Raw genomic sequence first — 14,852 nt, forward strand, 5'->3', positions numbered from 1 at the left:
AGGGGAGGCGCGATGAACCGGCCCGATCCCGACGAACTGCTGGACAGGATCCAGCGCGATGAAGAAAAGAGCCAGCGCGGCCGGCTCAAGATATTCTTTGGTGCATCGGCCGGCGTCGGCAAGACGTTTGCAATGTTGCAGGCCGCAAGGCGTCGCAAGGACGAAGGCGTCGATGTCGTCGTGGGCATCGTCGAAACGCATGGGCGCAAGGAAACGCTCGCACTGATCGAAGGCCTGGAGTTCATTGCGCCGGCACGAATCGAATATCGCGGCCGGTTGCTCGCCGAGTTCGATCTCGACGCCGCGCTCGCGCGCAAGCCACAGCTCATTCTGGTTGATGAACTCGCGCATTCGAACGTCCAGGGCAGCCGGCATCTGAAGCGCTGGCAGGACGTGCAGGAGTTGCTCGACGCGGGCATCGACGTCTACACGACGGTCAACGTCCAGCATCTCGAGAGCCTGAACGATGTGGTCGGGCAGATCACGGGCATCCGTGTGTGGGAGACGGTGCCCGACCGCGTGTTCGATCTCGCCGACGAGGTGACGCTCGTCGATCTGCCACCGGAGGAACTGCTCGACCGTCTGCGCGAAGGCAAGGTGTATATGCCGCAGCAGGCGGAGCACGCCGTCCGCAATTTTTTCCGCAAGGGCAATCTGATCGCGCTGCGCGAACTGGCGCTGCGCCGAACCGCAGATCGTGTCGATGCGCAGATGCGCGAGTACCGCGCCGATCAGTCGATCGAGCGTATCTGGCAGGCGCGCGAACGCATCATCGTGTGCGTCGGCGCGGGCCAGGAGAGCAGCAATCTCGTGCGAGCGGCGGCTCGTCTTGCATCGAGCCAGAAAGCGGACTGGCTCGCCGTGTATGTCGAGACGCCCAGGCTTCAGCGTCTGCCCGACCCGATTCGCAAGCGCACGCTCGACGCACTCAGGCTCGCCTCCGAACTGGGCGCGGAAACGGTGACGCTGCAGGGCGACGACGTCGCGCCCACGGTCATTGCCTACGCGCGCATGCGCAACGTCTCGAAGCTGGTGGTGGGCGCATCGTCGTTGGCGGGATGGCGCGCGCGGCTGACACCCTCTGTCGCGCAGCAGATGGTCTGGTCCGCGCGCGATATCGACGTCACGCTCGTCAATTCCGGCGCCGTGCGCGAGGCCGCCGAGCGTCACGATGCTGTGCGCGGTTTCGCCGGGCCCGGCACGGAAACGCGCCGTTCTTCTGGTGCTGCTTACGCGTATGCGTTCGCCATCTGTGCGGCGATTACGGCCGTCGCCAGCGGTTTGCTCGACCGGATCGCGCTCGCCAATCTCGTGATGCTGTATCTGCTCGGCGCTGTGTTCACGGCTGCACGGCTGGGGCGCGGACCAGGCGTGATGTTCTCGTTTCTCGGCGTAGCGGCCTTCGATTTCTTCTTCGTGCCGCCGCGCATGTCGTTCACCGTCGCCGACACGCAATATCTGCTGACCTTCGCCGTGATGCTGATGACGTCGCTGACGATCAGTCACCTGACGGCAAGCCTGAAGCGTCAGGCGCGTCTCGCCACGCTGCGCGAGCGCCGTACCGGCGCGATGTTCGCGATGACGCGGGAACTCGGTGGCGCGCTGATGACGGACCAGATCATCGAGATTGGCATGCGTCACGTGAGCGAGGTGTTTCAGGCTCGCACGGCGATCCTGCTGCCCGATAGCGCGGAGAAGGTGCGGCCCAAGGTCGAGAATCCCGATCCGGCGATGACGCTCGACGACGCGGATCTCGATCGCGATATCGCCCAATGGGTCTATGACCAGCAGAAGCCGGCCGGTCACGGGACGGAGACGCTGCCGGCGGCGACGGCCCTGTATCTGCCGCTGAAGGCACCGATGCGCACGCGCGGCGTGATGGCCCTTCTGGGCGCGCGGATGGATGAGTTTGCCGTGCCGGAGCAACGCCGCATGCTCGATACGTTCGTCGCGCAGATCGCGCTGGCGCTCGAACGGGTGCACTACGTCGAGATCGCGCAGGACGCACTCGTCAGCATGGAATCGGAGCGTCTGCGCAATTCGCTGCTGTCCGCGATTTCGCACGATCTGCGTACGCCGCTGACGGCGATCGTGGGTTTCGCATCGGTGCTTGCTGAACAGGGTGGGGCGGCGTCGGGTGGGCGTCAGGCACAGGAACTCGCCGAAGCGATTCACGACGAGGCACTGAGGATGACGGGTGTCGTCACCAATCTGCTCGACATGGCGCGTCTGCAGGAAGGCAGCATGCGGCTGAACCGCCAGTGGTCGTCGATCGAGGAAGTGGTCGGTGCTGCCATCAGGGACTCCCGGCGCATGCTCGGCAAACGCCGGATCCAGACCCGCATCCCTTCGGATCTTCCACTCGTGCAGCTTGATGCGGTACTGGTGGAACGCCTGTTTGCGAACCTGTTCGAGAACGCGGCCAAGTACACACCGGCCGACTCGACGCTGATGATCGATGCATCGGTGCTGCGTGACGATGGCCATCGTCATGTCCGGGTCGAGGTGACAGATAGCGGACCGGGTCTGCCGGCGGGCATGGAGTCACGCGTGTTCGACAAGTTCACCCGTGGGGAAAAGGAATCCGCAAAGCCGGGGATCGGTCTGGGTCTGTCCATCTGCCGGGCGATTGTCGAGGCGCACGGGGGCAGGATAGGCGCGTCGAACCGGACCGATGAAAGCGGTCATGTGCTGGGCGCGACGTTCTGGTTCCTGCTGCCGGCAGATGAGAACCCGCCGGATGAGAGTGGGGTCATCGAACCTCCCGACGAAGCGGTTGAGCCAGCCCAGGCAGCCCACGCGATCAACACGACGCCGGGTCGTGGTTAGGTCATGACAGAACCTCTTCTCACCATCATCCTGATCGAAGACGAAAAACATATCCGGCGCTTCGTGCGTGCTTCGCTGGAACGCGAGGGCATGCGTGTCGTCGAAGCTGGGACGGGGCGCGAGGGGCTCTCCACGGCGGCCGTTTCCCGTCCGGACCTGGTGATCGTCGATCTGGGGCTACCCGATATCGACGGCGTCGAAGTGATCCGCGTGCTGAGGGACTGGTCTGCTGTGCCCGCCATTGTCCTCTCGGCGCGGTCGAAAGAAGAAGACAAGGTCGCGGCATTGAACGCCGGCGCGGACGACTACATCACGAAGCCGTTTGGCGCGGCTGAGCTGACGGCCCGGATCCGGGCGCTGTTGCGTCGGCAGAGTTGCAGTGGCACAAACGGGATGTCGAAAATTGCGTTCGGCGACGTTCTGGTGGACTTCGACGCGCGGGTGGTCGAACGCGATGGCCACACGATCCATCTGACGCCAATCGAATACAGGCTGCTGGTGGCACTGGCGCGTCACGCGGGTTGCGTGCCGACACAGCGCCAGTTGTTGCAGGAGGTCTGGGGACCCGCTCATGCTGAGAACGCGCATTATCTGCGCATCTACATGGGACATTTGCGGCACAAGCTCGAGCGTGATCCGGCGCAGCCGGTGCACATCGTCACCGAAACGGGCGTGGGTTATCGGCTGGTCGGCGTGAGGTAGGCGGCGAGGACCTGGCATGTATGGAACGTGAGGTGTAGCGCCGCTGGAGATTGATAGCGTTTTTACACCTGCCGTACAAATTTTTTCGGCGTCTTGATGGGCGGCGTGCTGCAATGAAAGCAGGGAAGATCCCTGTCGAGGCTGAAGATGTTGAAGCTGCTGATCCCCGTGCTTTGCGAGGCGGGCGCGCTCGAAGCCGCGCGCCACGCGGTGTTTCTTTTTGCTGAAAAATGCGTGGCGCAGGTCGAACTGATCGAAGTGCTGGACGAGGTGGGCGAAGGGCGCACTGTGGCGTTCCAGTCGCGTGCGGCGTTGCGGCGGCGCGAGAAGCTGTCGATGCGCGATGCGCTGGCGCGGACTTGCGCGATACTCGATGATGCCGGTGTGCCCTATACGTGGAAGCGTATTTTTGGTCCCCCTGAAAAATCCATCGCCACGTATGCCGCGAGAGATGGCGCGGATGTCGTGGTGCTCGACGCGAGTGGTCTGGGGTTCTTCCGGAAGTGGGGCATGCTCGCCAGATTGTGGCGGCTGAGTCCCAAGCCCATCACGATGCTGCATTGACAGGGGATGTACCGCGGTCGTCGAACCGGACGACGGACGCTCAATGTCTGCCATCGGATGATTGTGGAGGTCATTCTGCGAAGTACTGCGGAAGCGCGCGCTGGGAACGGACGCCTACCGTCGGTTGCTTCGCTTGTGACCGTTGCCTTCAACGACTTCTATAGCGGCAACTTGTCTCGCCGCCTGTTCGTCTTGTTACGCGCTCGCGTCTGCCGACATGAGCAGGTGCCGAACAAATCAAAGTTGGTTTGCCAACCGATTCAAAGAGATGGTCGGCCGCTACACCCCCGGACACGGTCATTGACGTTGCGCCACCCCGAAGCGCTGTTGCGGGTCGCTCACCGCCGACCGCGAAGCGGTGGACTTCCCGGGCCGGCCACAACCGGTTATTCGACATCGCTATGTGAGCGATCTTATGATTGGGCGAGGTAGCAAGTTTCAAACTTGCAATCCTTCGCGTCCCGAATGCGGCGCCTTTTCCACGGGAGCGCTCCCCAAAGACGGAGTCAACCATGCTGCACAATGTACTGGCCGCCGCTCCGGTCATGGTCCTGTGCCTGCTGCTGCAAGGCGTGGTCGTAGCCATCTGCCTGCGCCGCTACGCGAGCTTCCGGAGCACATTTCAGGATCAGGCAGCGCTGTGGGTGGATGTCCTGCTATTGATAACCGTGATGCTGCTGACCTTGCTCTGCAATTTCGCCCAGATGGCAATCTGGGCTGCGCTGTTCATACTCTTGGGCGAGTTTTCCGATTTCACCACTGCTCTGTACCACTCCGCGGTCAACTTCATCACGCTGGGTTACGGCGACATTGTCATGTCCAAGCAATGGCGCATGCTTGGCCCAATTGAAGCTGCCAACGGTATCTTGATGTTCGGAGTCTCAACCTCGGTGATGACGGCTGCGGTCATGGATGTGATTAAGTACCATGCTCGGCTGCAGCGGGAGTAGCCGCGAAGGCACCGCACATGCCAAATGCCGGGACGCCGGGATGGGCCATACTCGGCACTTCGCGGCTCAGGTAGAGCAGTTGCCTAAAAGTTGGCCAACGCGCCTAAACGGTCATGCCGTTTGCGGTGAATGACCGCTGTATTTTTGTCAACGGCCGTCGGGCCAACACTAGCACGTAAGGCTGCTTTGGGGTCGCAAGTACGCATCCGCATCAGCGACACGTGACATTCGCGGTCGCGGACGTCCGAATGGCAGAAATGAAACTCCGAGCTGCCTCACAAACGTCGACCCGTGAGTGTCGGCTCAGGCCGAACTGTCTTCATGGCACACTCCCACAAGAAAGATGGGGGTTTGATTCTGTAACCGCCAGCCGGACGTACGCTGATGATTGGTTCGCCGGAGGTTCACAATCGTGCCAATTGCCTTCTGTAGTCCAACATCGCCGCCCAGGTGCTCAACGCTTTGCTGCTGCCCCTGGTTGCAGGATGGCTGATCGCGCTGGCGAGCGGCACTATGTTGCCCGCAGCGGAGCGAGTGGGCGGCGCATTTCGCGTGGCGCCGATCATTGGCGTGAGCATCGCGTGCGGTCGGTATCGTCGGGGCGCTCGGCGTGTTGCTGTGCGGCCGATCAGACATGCCGGGCGATCATCGGCCGGCATGTCAAAAGTCGGCCACGATAAAGCGGCGCAATTGACGCACGAACTCCGCGCGGGCGGCGGCAGGCAGTTGCCGTCCGACGGGAATACGCTGCCAGCCGTCGCAAAGGTAGACAGCGCCATCGCTGTCGCCGAGAGACACGGCCGAGCGGGCCGCATTCATCCGATACATCGTGCGGCGTCCGCGCTCGTGTACTTCGACGATCACGAACGGGGGCGCGAACGTCAGCACCTCGCCGTCCGTCGCGTGCCTGGAGTAGGCGATAAAGGCGATGCCGACGGCCACGGTGCAAAGCATCGAGAAGGGCAGCGCGAGCCACACGCCGAATGCGAGTGCCGCTGCCACGCCGATCGCGAGGACGAGCGCCATGAGGAACACGGTCGCGGCGAGCGACTGCCGCGGCGTGAGGGAGCAGTTGCGCTTGAGGCGCCACTCGCGGCTCGGCACACCCCCTTCGCCGTCGAAAGGGCCAGGCCCGTACGACCGTCTGAAGTATGCGTACATGATCGAAAGTCCCGCGTCGTGAAGCCATTCGTGACGCGCAATGCGCGTGCCGCGCTACCGCTCTGCCTTCCTAACTATCACACGTTCGAGACGTCGCCCCTCGTCAAGGTAGCGCGGGCGCGCTGCCCCGATCGCAGCGTCCACGACGCTTGCAATGTCACCGTTCCGCTCGCATCGGTCTCGGCATCGAGCACCGTGACGACGAGCATCCGGGTGTCGGGCGGCGCCGGCGGGTCCAGGAAGATGAACACACCGGCGCTTTCACGGGAGTGGCCAAGCATGACGATCTCGACGAGGTGCTCATGTTGTTGAGCGGCGAGCCTTTTCTGCTCTGCAGACCGGTCGATCAGCACGGCACTGGACTACGACGGGCCGCCCGCGTCCGCCTTGACCCCGCGAGATGTGTTGCGCTCCAGTCTCATGTACAGGTTCGCCGTCACGATACCGAAGACGATGTGAACGAACAGGCTGGCCGAATTGCGCGCTTCTGCGAACCACGGAAAAAGCCGTGTCATGCCGTAGAAATTAATCAGGTAAACGGCTACAGCGAAAGCGCCACCCGCCAGTGAAGCCATCCCCATGCTCGAGTCAAGGTTGAATGACGTCATGATCAGACCGAGGATAAGCGCCAATACGATGGCAAGGGCAAAATGCACCACAAAGGCCGCGAGCACGATGCCAATCGAGAATGCTTGCGGCGATTGCAATGCGCCTCGCCCCAGAATGATCGCGGCGACCATGCGTGGGGGCTCCAGCAGACTTCCGCCCGCCATCAGTGCCATCAGGATGACCCCTAACACCAGGAACACAGTGCCCGCGATGACCCCTGCCAGCACGGCCGCCCGCCAGTCGGGCTGGCCGTGTGTGAAATGATGGGAACCCATGTGAAGTTGCACAATTTTTCTCCCGATTGATTCGGATAATTCATTCTAGTCCTCCGGTTCGCGAGACTGATAGCGCCGTATGACTATCGCCACCCCGACGGAGGATCCACGTTCTGGCGACAACGTGCGTGATGGACTGTACGTACAAGAGACTCTTGAGGCACGCCAGTTGTTGGCGGCGGCGGACCTGTCAGCGGATCGGTAATTAATCTTTTAGCGCGCAGTGGAGGATCAAATGCCTGCGAAACCACGGATCGATCGCGACGCCACGATGGACAAGGCCCAACGCGGGGCGTTCCGGGACCGGCTGGGGCTTCCGTGCGGCGACGCTTCGACGAACAGTACAAGCCGCCTCCGTTAAAAGGCGACTGCTCGATCGAGTTCGACGTCGACGACATGCTCCTGGAAGTACAGGACACTGGAAGCTCGTTCCCCTTAGGCAAATACTCAGGGATAAAAGTACGGATCATTTCGGCGCCCATTCCGCGCTGGAATCCGCCTTAATGGCTGCTTTCGACAACGGACGCAATCGTATCCGTTCGGTTTGCGCCGAAGCGATCGACCAGTACGGCGGCAAAGGAGTACTGTTACATAGCGGACCTGTTCAGAGTGGACGGCATGGAACCCGATCGCGGCACCACGGCATAGTCCGTGGCGCGTGCCACCGCATACACCTTTGCCTCGGCGCGGGTGAAGCGTGGCGGCATAGTCTGCAACCGCTAGTCAACGATGGAAGGAGGCCACATGTCGCTCATCGTCGCAGCACGCTTTACGACATTTCCCGCCGCTGAAGACGCGGCGCAACGGCTCTTCAATGCCGGTTTCGTCGAGGAGGACGTCACACTGTTTTTCGTCAATCCGCCCGGCCAGCACGGAGGCGATACCGGCACCGACGCAGACTCGAGGGAGGCGCCGAAGGGTGCCGAGATAGGTGTCACGATTGGCGCAGTGGTTGGCGCCATGGTCGGCGTCGGGATCTTCGCAGCGTTTTCGGCGCCGCCTATCGTGTCGCTGGCCGCGGCCGGGGTGAGTGCGTATGTCGGGTCATTGGCCGGCGCGATGGTGAGCACGCGTGAAGCCAGCAACGAAGAAATCCGTGATTCCGGCGTGCTGGTGGCCGTACATGTGTCGCCGGACAGCCAGTGGGAAGCCGCGCGGGTGCTGCGCGATGCGGGAGGCGCGGCGATCGAACGCGCGACCGGCCGCTGGCAACAAGGGCGGTGGGCCGACTTCGATCCGCTCAGGCAGCCTGTGCCGCTCAACGAATTCGGTGAGAAGCACGCCTGATTTGAAGGTGTTTTTCGCTGAGATTTTCAGCGAGCCAGGAAACAAAAACGGCCCGGCATTTGTCGGGTCGTTTTGTATTCGGAGCGGTGCGTTCCGGGCAGGCCCTTGCCGCCGCTCGTCTTGCAGAACGGCTTCAGGCCGAGCTCTTCGAGGAGCGAGGGACGCAACGGCCGTCGCCTGAGGAACGGTCGGCGAAGGGGTCAGTGGAAGAAGAGTTCCCGCGTGCCGAATGTGTGATGCGCTTCGGCAGCCATCAGCACCATCAGCACCATCAGCAGGCACAGCGGCGGCATCAGGATGGCGTACACCAGCGCCAGCCGCTCCCACATCATGTGCATGAAAATCGACACGATCAGCCCGGCCTTGGCGATCATGAGCACGACGATCAGCGTCCAGCGCAGCAGGCCCTGCAGGTGGAAGTAATCTACCATGTACGACATCGTGCTCAGTACGAACAGCAGGGCCCAGATCTTCAGGTAGATGCCGATCGGATGCTGCTGGCCGTGCGCAGCGTCGGGTCGATGTGCGGGATTGGTGTGGTCCATGGTCTGCCTCACCACAAATAGAACAGCGCAAAGATGAACACCCACACCAGGTCGACGAAGTGCCAGTACAAGCCGGCAATCTCGACGATCTGGAAGTTGCCGTGCTCGGTGAACCCCGGCTGCAGGATCTTGCGTGCGGTCAGCAGCAGGTAGATCACACCGCAGGTCACGTGAAAGCCGTGGAACCCGGTGATCATGAAGAAGCACGCGCCAAACTGTGCCGCGCCCATCGGGTTGCCCCAGGGGCGGATACCTTCATGGAAGATCAGCTTGCTCCATTCGAAGGCCTGCATCGACACGAAGGTCGCGCCCAGCAGCGCGGTCGCCAGCAACAGTGCGGCGGCGCGTTTTGCGTTGCGCCGGTAGCCAAAGTTGACAGCCATCGCCATGGTGCCGCTGCTGCTGATCAGGATGAACGTCATGATGGCGATCAGCAGCAAGGGCACGTCCACGCCGGCCACGGTGAGCGCGAACACCTTGGAAGGGTCAGGCCACGGCGCCGTGGTCGACATGCGCACCGTCATGTAGCCGATCAGGAAGCTGCTGAAGATGAAGGTGTCCGACAGCAGGAAGATCCACATCATCGCCTTGCCCCACGGCACCTTGAAGGCTTCGCGGTCGGCCGACCAGTCCGTGACGATGCCGCGCCAGCCGTCAGGCCCGGCGTCGGTGGGCGTGGTGGCAGCGGATTCGGTCGGGAGCGTGGGCGTGGTCATGGCGCGGCTCCATACAGCGGCCCGCAGATGGCGGCGACGAACCCAGGGGTGATCCACCACATCGCCACCAGCAGCACGAGCCAGACAGCCAGCAGGAAATGCCAGTAGATGGCGCACAGCGCGATGGCGCGCTGGGCTCGGTAGGGATCCCCGCGCTGGAGACGCGCGATCGTCACCGCCCAGGCCACCAGCCCGCCCAGCACATGCAACCCGTGCAGGCCGGTGAGCAGGTAGAGGAAGCTATTGGAAGGGTTGACGGTGACGGTCTGCCCGGCCGCCGACAGCATGCGCCAGGCGGCCAGTTGTCCGATCACGAACACGGCCGCCAGCACACCGCCTGACACCAGCCACGCCGCGCGGTGTAAGGTTATCTGCCGGGCACGCTGCATGGCAATGCTTGCCAGCACCAGCGCGCCGGTGTTCCACCACAGCAGCGTCGGATGCGGGATCGGCTGCCAGTCGGGCTCGCGCATACGCATTGCATAGGCGAACAGCAGCAGTGAAAACAATGTCGTTGCCACCGCCATGAAGACGATCAGGCCGATGCGGCTCGCATTCGGCAAGACGGGTGGCGCATCAGGAACGAAGGAGCGGCGCAATGTGGTCATTCGCGTGCCTCGCCGGGTTGAAGCGTCGGGTGGGCCGGTTCAGGCGCCGTCGCAGGCGGCTGGTTTTGCGGGACGAAGTCTTCCTCCTGCCCCGGCGGGCTGTATTCGTACGCCCAGCGGTAGACGATGGGCGGCGCGGCGCCCCAGTTGCCGTGCACTGGCGGCGTTTGCGGCGTCTGCCATTCCAGCGTGGTGGCCCGCCACGGGTTGCTGTCGGCACGCTTGCCGCGCACCAGGCTCCACGCCAGGTTGTACAAGAACAGCAACTGCGCCGCCGCAACGATCAGCGCAATGACGGTGATGAACGTGTTGAGCATCTGCGCCGAATGTGGAATGAAGCTGTAGCCCTCATACGCGTAATACCGCCGCGGCATGCCCAGGATGCCGAGATAGTGCATCGGGAAGTAGATCGCATAGGTGCCGAGGAAGGTGACCCAGAAGTGCACGCGCCCGAGCGTGTCGTTGAGCATGCGGCCCGTCACCTTCGGATACCAGTGGTAGATGCCGCCAAACACCACCAGGATCGGCGACACGCCCATCACCATATGGAAGTGCGCCACCACGAAGTACGTGTTTGACAGCGGAATGTCCACGCTCACGTTGCCGAGGTAGAGCCCGGTCAGCCCACCCAGGACGAAGGTGCTGATGAAGCCGATGGCAAACAGCATTGGCACGGTCAGGTGGATATCGCCGCGCCACAGCGTCAGCACCCAGTTGTAGACCTTGAGGGCGGTCGGGACGGCGATGATGAGCGTGGTGGTGGCAAAGAAGAAGCCGAAGTACGGATTCATGCCGGCGATGAACATGTGATGCGCCCAGACCACGAAGCTCAGCACACCGATGATGATGATGGCCCACACCATCATCTTGTAGCCGAAGATGTTCTTGCGCGCGTGCGTGCTGATGAGGTCCGACACGATGCCAAAGGCCGGCAGCGCGACGATGTAGACCTCCGGATGCCCGAAGAACCAGAACAGATGCTGGAACAGCAGCGGGCTGCCGCCGGCATGCTTGAGCGTCTGCCCCATCGACACCACGGCCGGCATGAAGAAGCTGGTGCCGAGTGCCCTGTCGAGCAGCATCATCACCGCCGACACGAACAGCGCCGGAAACGCCAGGAGCGCCAGGATGGTAGCCATGAAGATGCCCCACACCGTGAGCGGCATGCGCATGAGAGTCATGCCGCGCGTGCGCGCCTGCAGCGTAGTGGTGACGTAATTCAAGCCGCCCATCGTCGCCGCGACGATGAAGATCGCCAGCGACACCAGCATCAACACGATGCCCCATTCCACGCCCGGCGTGCCCGGCAGGATGGCTTGGGGTGGATATAGCGTCCAGCCCGCGCCGGTCGGCCCGCCTGGCACGAAGAAGCTCGCCACCAGCACCAGCACGGCCACCAGGTAGACCCAGTAGCTCAGCATGTTGAGAAACGGGAACACCATGTCGCGCGCGCCCAGCATCAGCGGGATCAGGTAGTTGCCGAAGCCGCCCAGAAACAGCGCCGTCAGCAGGTAGATCACCATGATCATCCCGTGCATGGTGACGAACTGGTAGTAGTGGTTGGCGTCGATGAAACTGAACTTGCCCGGAAAGCCGAGCTGCAACCGCATCAGGTTCGACAACACAAGGCCGACCAGGCCGATGGCGATGGCCGTCAGCGAATATTGCACGGCGATGACCTTGTGGTCCTGGCTCCAGATATAGCGGGTCCAGAAGCTTTGCGGGACGTGGTCGGTGTGCGCGTAGGACATTGCGTCTGCTCCACTAGGGTTTGGCTACGCTGCTGGCGGCCGGGCCGCCTAGCGATTCGATGTAGGTCACCAGCGCGTTCAGCTCCTGCTCGCTCAGGTCGAAGTTCGGCATGATGGGTGCGAAGCCCTTCACGACGCGGGCCTTCGGGTCGCGGATGAAGGCGCGCAGGTAGGCTTCGTCCACCTTCGCGGTGCTGCCGTCGGCCATCGTTTCGGTCTTGCCGTACAGGCCCTTCCAGGTGGGACCCACGCGCGGACTGCCGTCCACGGTATGGCAGGCGACGCAGCCCTTGGCCTCCGCGAGCGCCTTGCCCTGGTCAGCAAGCGCCTGGGCGCTGCCGCCTGCAGCGGCGGGTGCGGCCTGCACCTTGGCCTGCTGCCGCTGTGCGAACGTGCTCTGCTGCGCCAGCCAGCGCGAGAACGATGCTTCGTCTTCCACCACCACCACGCCGCGCATGTTGGAGTGCCCGATACCGCAAAGCTGCGCGCACAGGATGTCGTAACGCCCTGCCTTGGTCGGCGTGAACCAGAAGGTGGTCACCATGCCGGGCACCATGTTCATGCGCGCACGGAACGGCGGTACGTAGAAGTCGTGCAGCACGTCGCGCGACCGTGCCAGGACCTGGATCGGCCGGTTGAGCGGCAGGTGCACCTCGGGCGTCTCGATCAGGTAGTTGTCACGGCCGTTGGGGTCGCCGGGGTTCAGGCCGAAGGGGTTGTCGTTGCTGATGTAGCGCACGTCCGTCGTACCCAGCTTGCCACCGGGGCCGGCAAAGCGGAAGCGCCATTGCCATTGCTGGCCGAGCACTTCCATCTGCAGCACGTTGGGCGGCGGCCGTACGTAGTCCGCGTAGACGAAGAGCCCCGGTGCCAGCAACGCTGCCACGCCGACGGAGGTCAGGCCGATCAACCACCATTCCAGCCGCTTGTTGTGCGGCTCGTAAGCAGCGCGATGACCCATGCGTTGGCGGTAGCGCAGCAGTGCGATCACGATGAACAGGTTGATCGCTATGAAGAGCGCGCCGGTAATGACGATCGTGATCGTCAGCATGTCGTCCATGCGCACCCAATTCGAGGCGATCGGTGTGATCCACCAGGGACTGGCAAAGTGAAACCCTACCGCCAATACGATGATCAGGCTCAGGGCAATCGCAAGCGCCATAGGCGACCTCGCTGCGAGTCACTCGCTGGAGCCGCTAACAAAAAAGCTCCTGGCGTCGTTGTGCCGCCTTGCCGTACTTCGTACTGTCTGCGCCGGCACTTCCGCCAGGACCGCTTCGCTGAGCGTTGCAAGCGGCTCTAAAGCAAAGGTAGTCCTCTCCTCTGCAACGTGCAAGGCAGCGCGAGGGGGACGCGCGCGCCATATACGGATCGCGCGAATGGAGGAGTCACTTGCTGCGATGCAATGCAAAACGGTCGCCTCCGGCATTGGTTGCCGAGGCGGCCGTCTCCCGAGGGCGCTGGGTGTTTAGGGTCTGTTCAGGTGTGNNACACCTGAACAGACCCTATCGGCGCGCCTCATTTCCGCGAGCACAGGCGCGTCCCGCTCAGCAAGCTTCGATCCGTAATGCAACGCTGACCGCGCGACCGACATCAGCGCGCACGCACGTCGCTCCGACAGGCCCCGTGCTTTCGCGTAGGCAACCTGCTGGCGTCGGGAGGGCGCGCTCACCACTTTTTTGCGTTGATCTCTTTCATCACGTCCAGCTCGAGATCCCGCTCCGCCAGCACCTTCTTCAGCCGCGCATTCTCCTGCTCGAGCTGTTTGAGCCGCTTCACATCGGCAGCCTCCAGACCGCCGAAATGCTGCCGCCAGTTGTAGATCGTCTGCTCGCTGATTCCGTGCTTCTATGCGACCTGGGCGATTGGCGCCTTGTCTGCCTCATGCAGGATCGTGACCATCCGCTCGTCGGTAAACCGGCTCTTCTTCATGACTTGCATTCTCCGTTGGAAGCCATTCCCTCAAGTTTCAGCTGGTCCGATAATTCCGGGGCAGGTCATCTATGCCCTCTGATTGCCTGCGGCAGGCGTACGATAAACAGCATCGACCCGTTGGGGGAATGCTTGATTGACGGAGAGCCGACATGAGACGTCTTTATTTCCTCGCACCTGACACGACGACGGCGAAGGCGATCGTAGACGACTTGCTGCGGGCGCGGATCACATGGCGACATATCCATGTTCTCGCGAATCACAGTGTCGCACTCGAACAGTTACCTGAGGCATCCTTGCTGCAAAGCAGCGACGTCGTGCACTCGCTCGAACGCGGCGTGGCGCTCGGCGGTGCGACCGGCGCGCTTCTCGGCCTCGTGGCACTGGTGTTTCCTCCCGCGGAGCTCGCGATTGCGGGCGGAGCCGTCGTCGCGTTGACGTTGGCAGGTGCCGGCTTCGGGGCCTGGACGGCCACGATGATCGGCGTCGACGAACCGAATGCACGACTCGAACGCTTTCGTGGCGCCATACGTGATGGCCAGCTCTTGATCATGGCCGACGTGCCTGGATCGCGCGAACATGAGATCGAGCAGATGGTAGCGCAGCATTTTCCGAAGGCCGATCTCGAAGGCGCGGAGCCCACGACACCGATCTTTCCCTGAGAAGCAGTCTAGACGAGGCCATCGGCGCCCCCTTTGGGTCGACTGCAGCCGATTGCAGAAAGGCAGAGGCCGGCCAATCTGTGCCGAACGCATGAGGCAGTGATCGGCCACTTTCTGCCGCTCGCCTGAGCCATGCAGTGGTCACTCGAACGGCTGGTCCACTCCGAAACCCGCCCGATGCTCAACGCGCACTTGTCGGCCTTTACGACATTGGGGCGTGCTGAGTCCTACGTCAGCAATGTGGCTGCGCATTCAACCGGT

Annotated in this window: 15 protein-coding genes and 1 pseudogene; 7 read left to right on the forward strand and 9 right to left on the reverse strand. The window is 62.7% G+C overall.

Annotated features, from left to right (window positions below; translation table 11 throughout):
• Positions 1–12 precede the first annotated feature (12 nt).
• From BN2476_RS08465 to BN2476_RS08480, 4 genes are all read left to right on the forward strand, one after another.
• Positions 13–2,829: a DUF4118 domain-containing protein gene (locus tag BN2476_RS08465; RefSeq protein ID WP_087733693.1), complete on the forward strand. Its 2,817-nt coding sequence runs from the start codon at positions 13–15 to the stop codon at positions 2,827–2,829.
• A gap of 3 nt (positions 2,830–2,832) precedes the next feature.
• On the forward strand, positions 2,833–3,531 hold the full coding sequence (locus BN2476_RS08470; RefSeq protein WP_087733694.1) for a response regulator: 699 nt from the start codon (positions 2,833–2,835) through the stop codon (positions 3,529–3,531).
• Positions 3,532–3,678: 147 nt separating this feature from the next.
• A complete protein-coding gene (locus BN2476_RS08475) occupies positions 3,679–4,095 on the forward strand; it encodes a universal stress protein (protein WP_087733695.1) in 417 nt (138 codons plus the stop codon).
• A 512-nt stretch (positions 4,096–4,607) separates the two neighbouring features.
• The gene (locus BN2476_RS08480; protein ID WP_087733723.1) at positions 4,608–5,045 is read left to right on the forward strand and encodes a potassium channel family protein; all 438 of its coding nucleotides are present in this window, start codon (positions 4,608–4,610) and stop codon (positions 5,043–5,045) included.
• A 660-nt stretch (positions 5,046–5,705) separates the two neighbouring features.
• Here the strand turns inward: BN2476_RS08480 and BN2476_RS08485 are convergent.
• The 3 genes from BN2476_RS08485 to BN2476_RS08495 form a co-directional block, all read right to left on the reverse strand.
• The gene (locus BN2476_RS08485; RefSeq protein ID WP_087733696.1) at positions 5,706–6,206 is read right to left on the reverse strand and encodes a DUF2244 domain-containing protein; all 501 of its coding nucleotides are present in this window, start codon (positions 6,204–6,206) and stop codon (positions 5,706–5,708) included.
• A gap of 77 nt (positions 6,207–6,283) precedes the next feature.
• Entirely contained in the window at positions 6,284–6,559 is a 276-nt protein-coding gene (locus BN2476_RS08490) for a hypothetical protein (RefSeq protein ID WP_087733697.1), read from the reverse strand.
• A 9-nt stretch (positions 6,560–6,568) separates the two neighbouring features.
• On the reverse strand, positions 6,569–7,090 hold the full coding sequence (locus BN2476_RS08495; protein ID WP_218274504.1) for a hypothetical protein: 522 nt from the start codon (positions 7,088–7,090) through the stop codon (positions 6,569–6,571).
• Positions 7,091–7,593: 503 nt separating this feature from the next.
• On the opposite strand from BN2476_RS08495, the gene BN2476_RS49905 reads away from it, so the two are divergent.
• Positions 7,594–7,881, forward strand: coding sequence for a hypothetical protein (locus tag BN2476_RS49905; protein ID WP_235850760.1), 288 nt, complete (start codon positions 7,594–7,596; stop codon positions 7,879–7,881).
• Entirely contained in the window at positions 7,835–8,377 is a 543-nt protein-coding gene (locus BN2476_RS08505) for a hypothetical protein (protein WP_087733699.1), read from the forward strand. The genes BN2476_RS49905 and BN2476_RS08505 overlap by 47 nt, the downstream gene beginning before the upstream one ends.
• A 200-nt stretch (positions 8,378–8,577) precedes the next feature.
• On the opposite strand, the gene BN2476_RS08510 is transcribed toward BN2476_RS08505, so the two are convergent.
• The 6 genes and pseudogenes from BN2476_RS08510 to BN2476_RS08535 form a co-directional block, all read right to left on the reverse strand.
• Positions 8,578–8,922, reverse strand: a complete 345-nt coding sequence (locus BN2476_RS08510) for a cytochrome C oxidase subunit IV family protein (protein ID WP_087733700.1) — start codon at positions 8,920–8,922, stop codon at positions 8,578–8,580.
• 8 nt (positions 8,923–8,930) lie between these two features.
• Positions 8,931–9,638, reverse strand: coding sequence for a heme-copper oxidase subunit III family protein (locus BN2476_RS08515; protein ID WP_087733701.1), 708 nt, complete (start codon positions 9,636–9,638; stop codon positions 8,931–8,933).
• Positions 9,635–10,246: a cytochrome c oxidase subunit 3 gene (locus BN2476_RS08520; protein WP_087733702.1), complete on the reverse strand. Its 612-nt coding sequence runs from the start codon at positions 10,244–10,246 to the stop codon at positions 9,635–9,637. Before BN2476_RS08520 ends, BN2476_RS08515 begins: the two co-directional genes overlap by 4 nt.
• Positions 10,243–11,997: a cytochrome c oxidase subunit I gene (gene ctaD / locus BN2476_RS08525; RefSeq protein ID WP_087733703.1), complete on the reverse strand. Its 1,755-nt coding sequence runs from the start codon at positions 11,995–11,997 to the stop codon at positions 10,243–10,245. The genes BN2476_RS08520 and ctaD overlap by 4 nt, the downstream gene beginning before the upstream one ends.
• Before the next feature lie 13 nt (positions 11,998–12,010).
• The gene (locus BN2476_RS08530) at positions 12,011–13,159 is read right to left on the reverse strand and encodes a c-type cytochrome (RefSeq protein WP_087733704.1); all 1,149 of its coding nucleotides are present in this window, start codon (positions 13,157–13,159) and stop codon (positions 12,011–12,013) included.
• Positions 13,160–13,516: 357 nt separating this feature from the next.
• Positions 13,517–13,929 (reverse strand): annotated as a pseudogene (locus tag BN2476_RS08535) (transposase); the annotation flags it as partial.
• Positions 13,930–14,081: 152 nt separating this feature from the next.
• Here BN2476_RS08535 and BN2476_RS08540 point away from each other — a divergent pair.
• Complete coding sequence (locus tag BN2476_RS08540) at positions 14,082–14,591, forward strand: DUF1269 domain-containing protein (protein ID WP_087733705.1); 510 nt, start codon at positions 14,082–14,084, stop codon at positions 14,589–14,591.
• Positions 14,592–14,852 lie beyond the last annotated feature (261 nt).

The sequence above is a fragment of the Paraburkholderia piptadeniae genome (assembly GCF_900007165.1).
Classification (GTDB): Bacteria; Pseudomonadota; Gammaproteobacteria; order Burkholderiales; family Burkholderiaceae; genus Paraburkholderia; species Paraburkholderia piptadeniae.

What these genes read in the sequence shown, in the direction of transcription:
- BN2476_RS08465 (WP_087733693.1), top strand. Translation starts at nt 13, where the DNA reads ATGAACCGGCCCGATCCCGACGAACTGCTGGACAGGATCCAGCGCGAT.
- BN2476_RS08470 (WP_087733694.1), top strand. Translation starts at nt 2,833, where the DNA reads ATGACAGAACCTCTTCTCACCATCATCCTGATCGAAGACGAAAAACAT.
- BN2476_RS08475 (WP_087733695.1), top strand. Translation starts at nt 3,679, where the DNA reads ATGTTGAAGCTGCTGATCCCCGTGCTTTGCGAGGCGGGCGCGCTCGAA.
- BN2476_RS08480 (WP_087733723.1), top strand. Translation starts at nt 4,608, where the DNA reads ATGCTGCACAATGTACTGGCCGCCGCTCCGGTCATGGTCCTGTGCCTG.
- BN2476_RS08485 (WP_087733696.1), bottom strand. Translation starts at nt 6,206, where the DNA reads ATGTACGCATACTTCAGACGGTCGTACGGGCCTGGCCCTTTCGACGGC.
- BN2476_RS08495 (WP_218274504.1), bottom strand. Translation starts at nt 7,090, where the DNA reads ATGGGTTCCCATCATTTCACACACGGCCAGCCCGACTGGCGGGCGGCC.
- BN2476_RS49905 (WP_235850760.1), top strand. Translation starts at nt 7,594, where the DNA reads ATGGCTGCTTTCGACAACGGACGCAATCGTATCCGTTCGGTTTGCGCC.
- BN2476_RS08505 (WP_087733699.1), top strand. Translation starts at nt 7,835, where the DNA reads ATGTCGCTCATCGTCGCAGCACGCTTTACGACATTTCCCGCCGCTGAA.
- BN2476_RS08510 (WP_087733700.1), bottom strand. Translation starts at nt 8,922, where the DNA reads ATGGACCACACCAATCCCGCACATCGACCCGACGCTGCGCACGGCCAG.
- BN2476_RS08515 (WP_087733701.1), bottom strand. Translation starts at nt 9,638, where the DNA reads ATGACCACGCCCACGCTCCCGACCGAATCCGCTGCCACCACGCCCACC.
- BN2476_RS08520 (WP_087733702.1), bottom strand. Translation starts at nt 10,246, where the DNA reads ATGACCACATTGCGCCGCTCCTTCGTTCCTGATGCGCCACCCGTCTTG.
- ctaD (WP_087733703.1), bottom strand. Translation starts at nt 11,997, where the DNA reads ATGTCCTACGCGCACACCGACCACGTCCCGCAAAGCTTCTGGACCCGC.
- BN2476_RS08530 (WP_087733704.1), bottom strand. Translation starts at nt 13,159, where the DNA reads ATGGCGCTTGCGATTGCCCTGAGCCTGATCATCGTATTGGCGGTAGGG.
- BN2476_RS08540 (WP_087733705.1), top strand. Translation starts at nt 14,082, where the DNA reads ATGAGACGTCTTTATTTCCTCGCACCTGACACGACGACGGCGAAGGCG.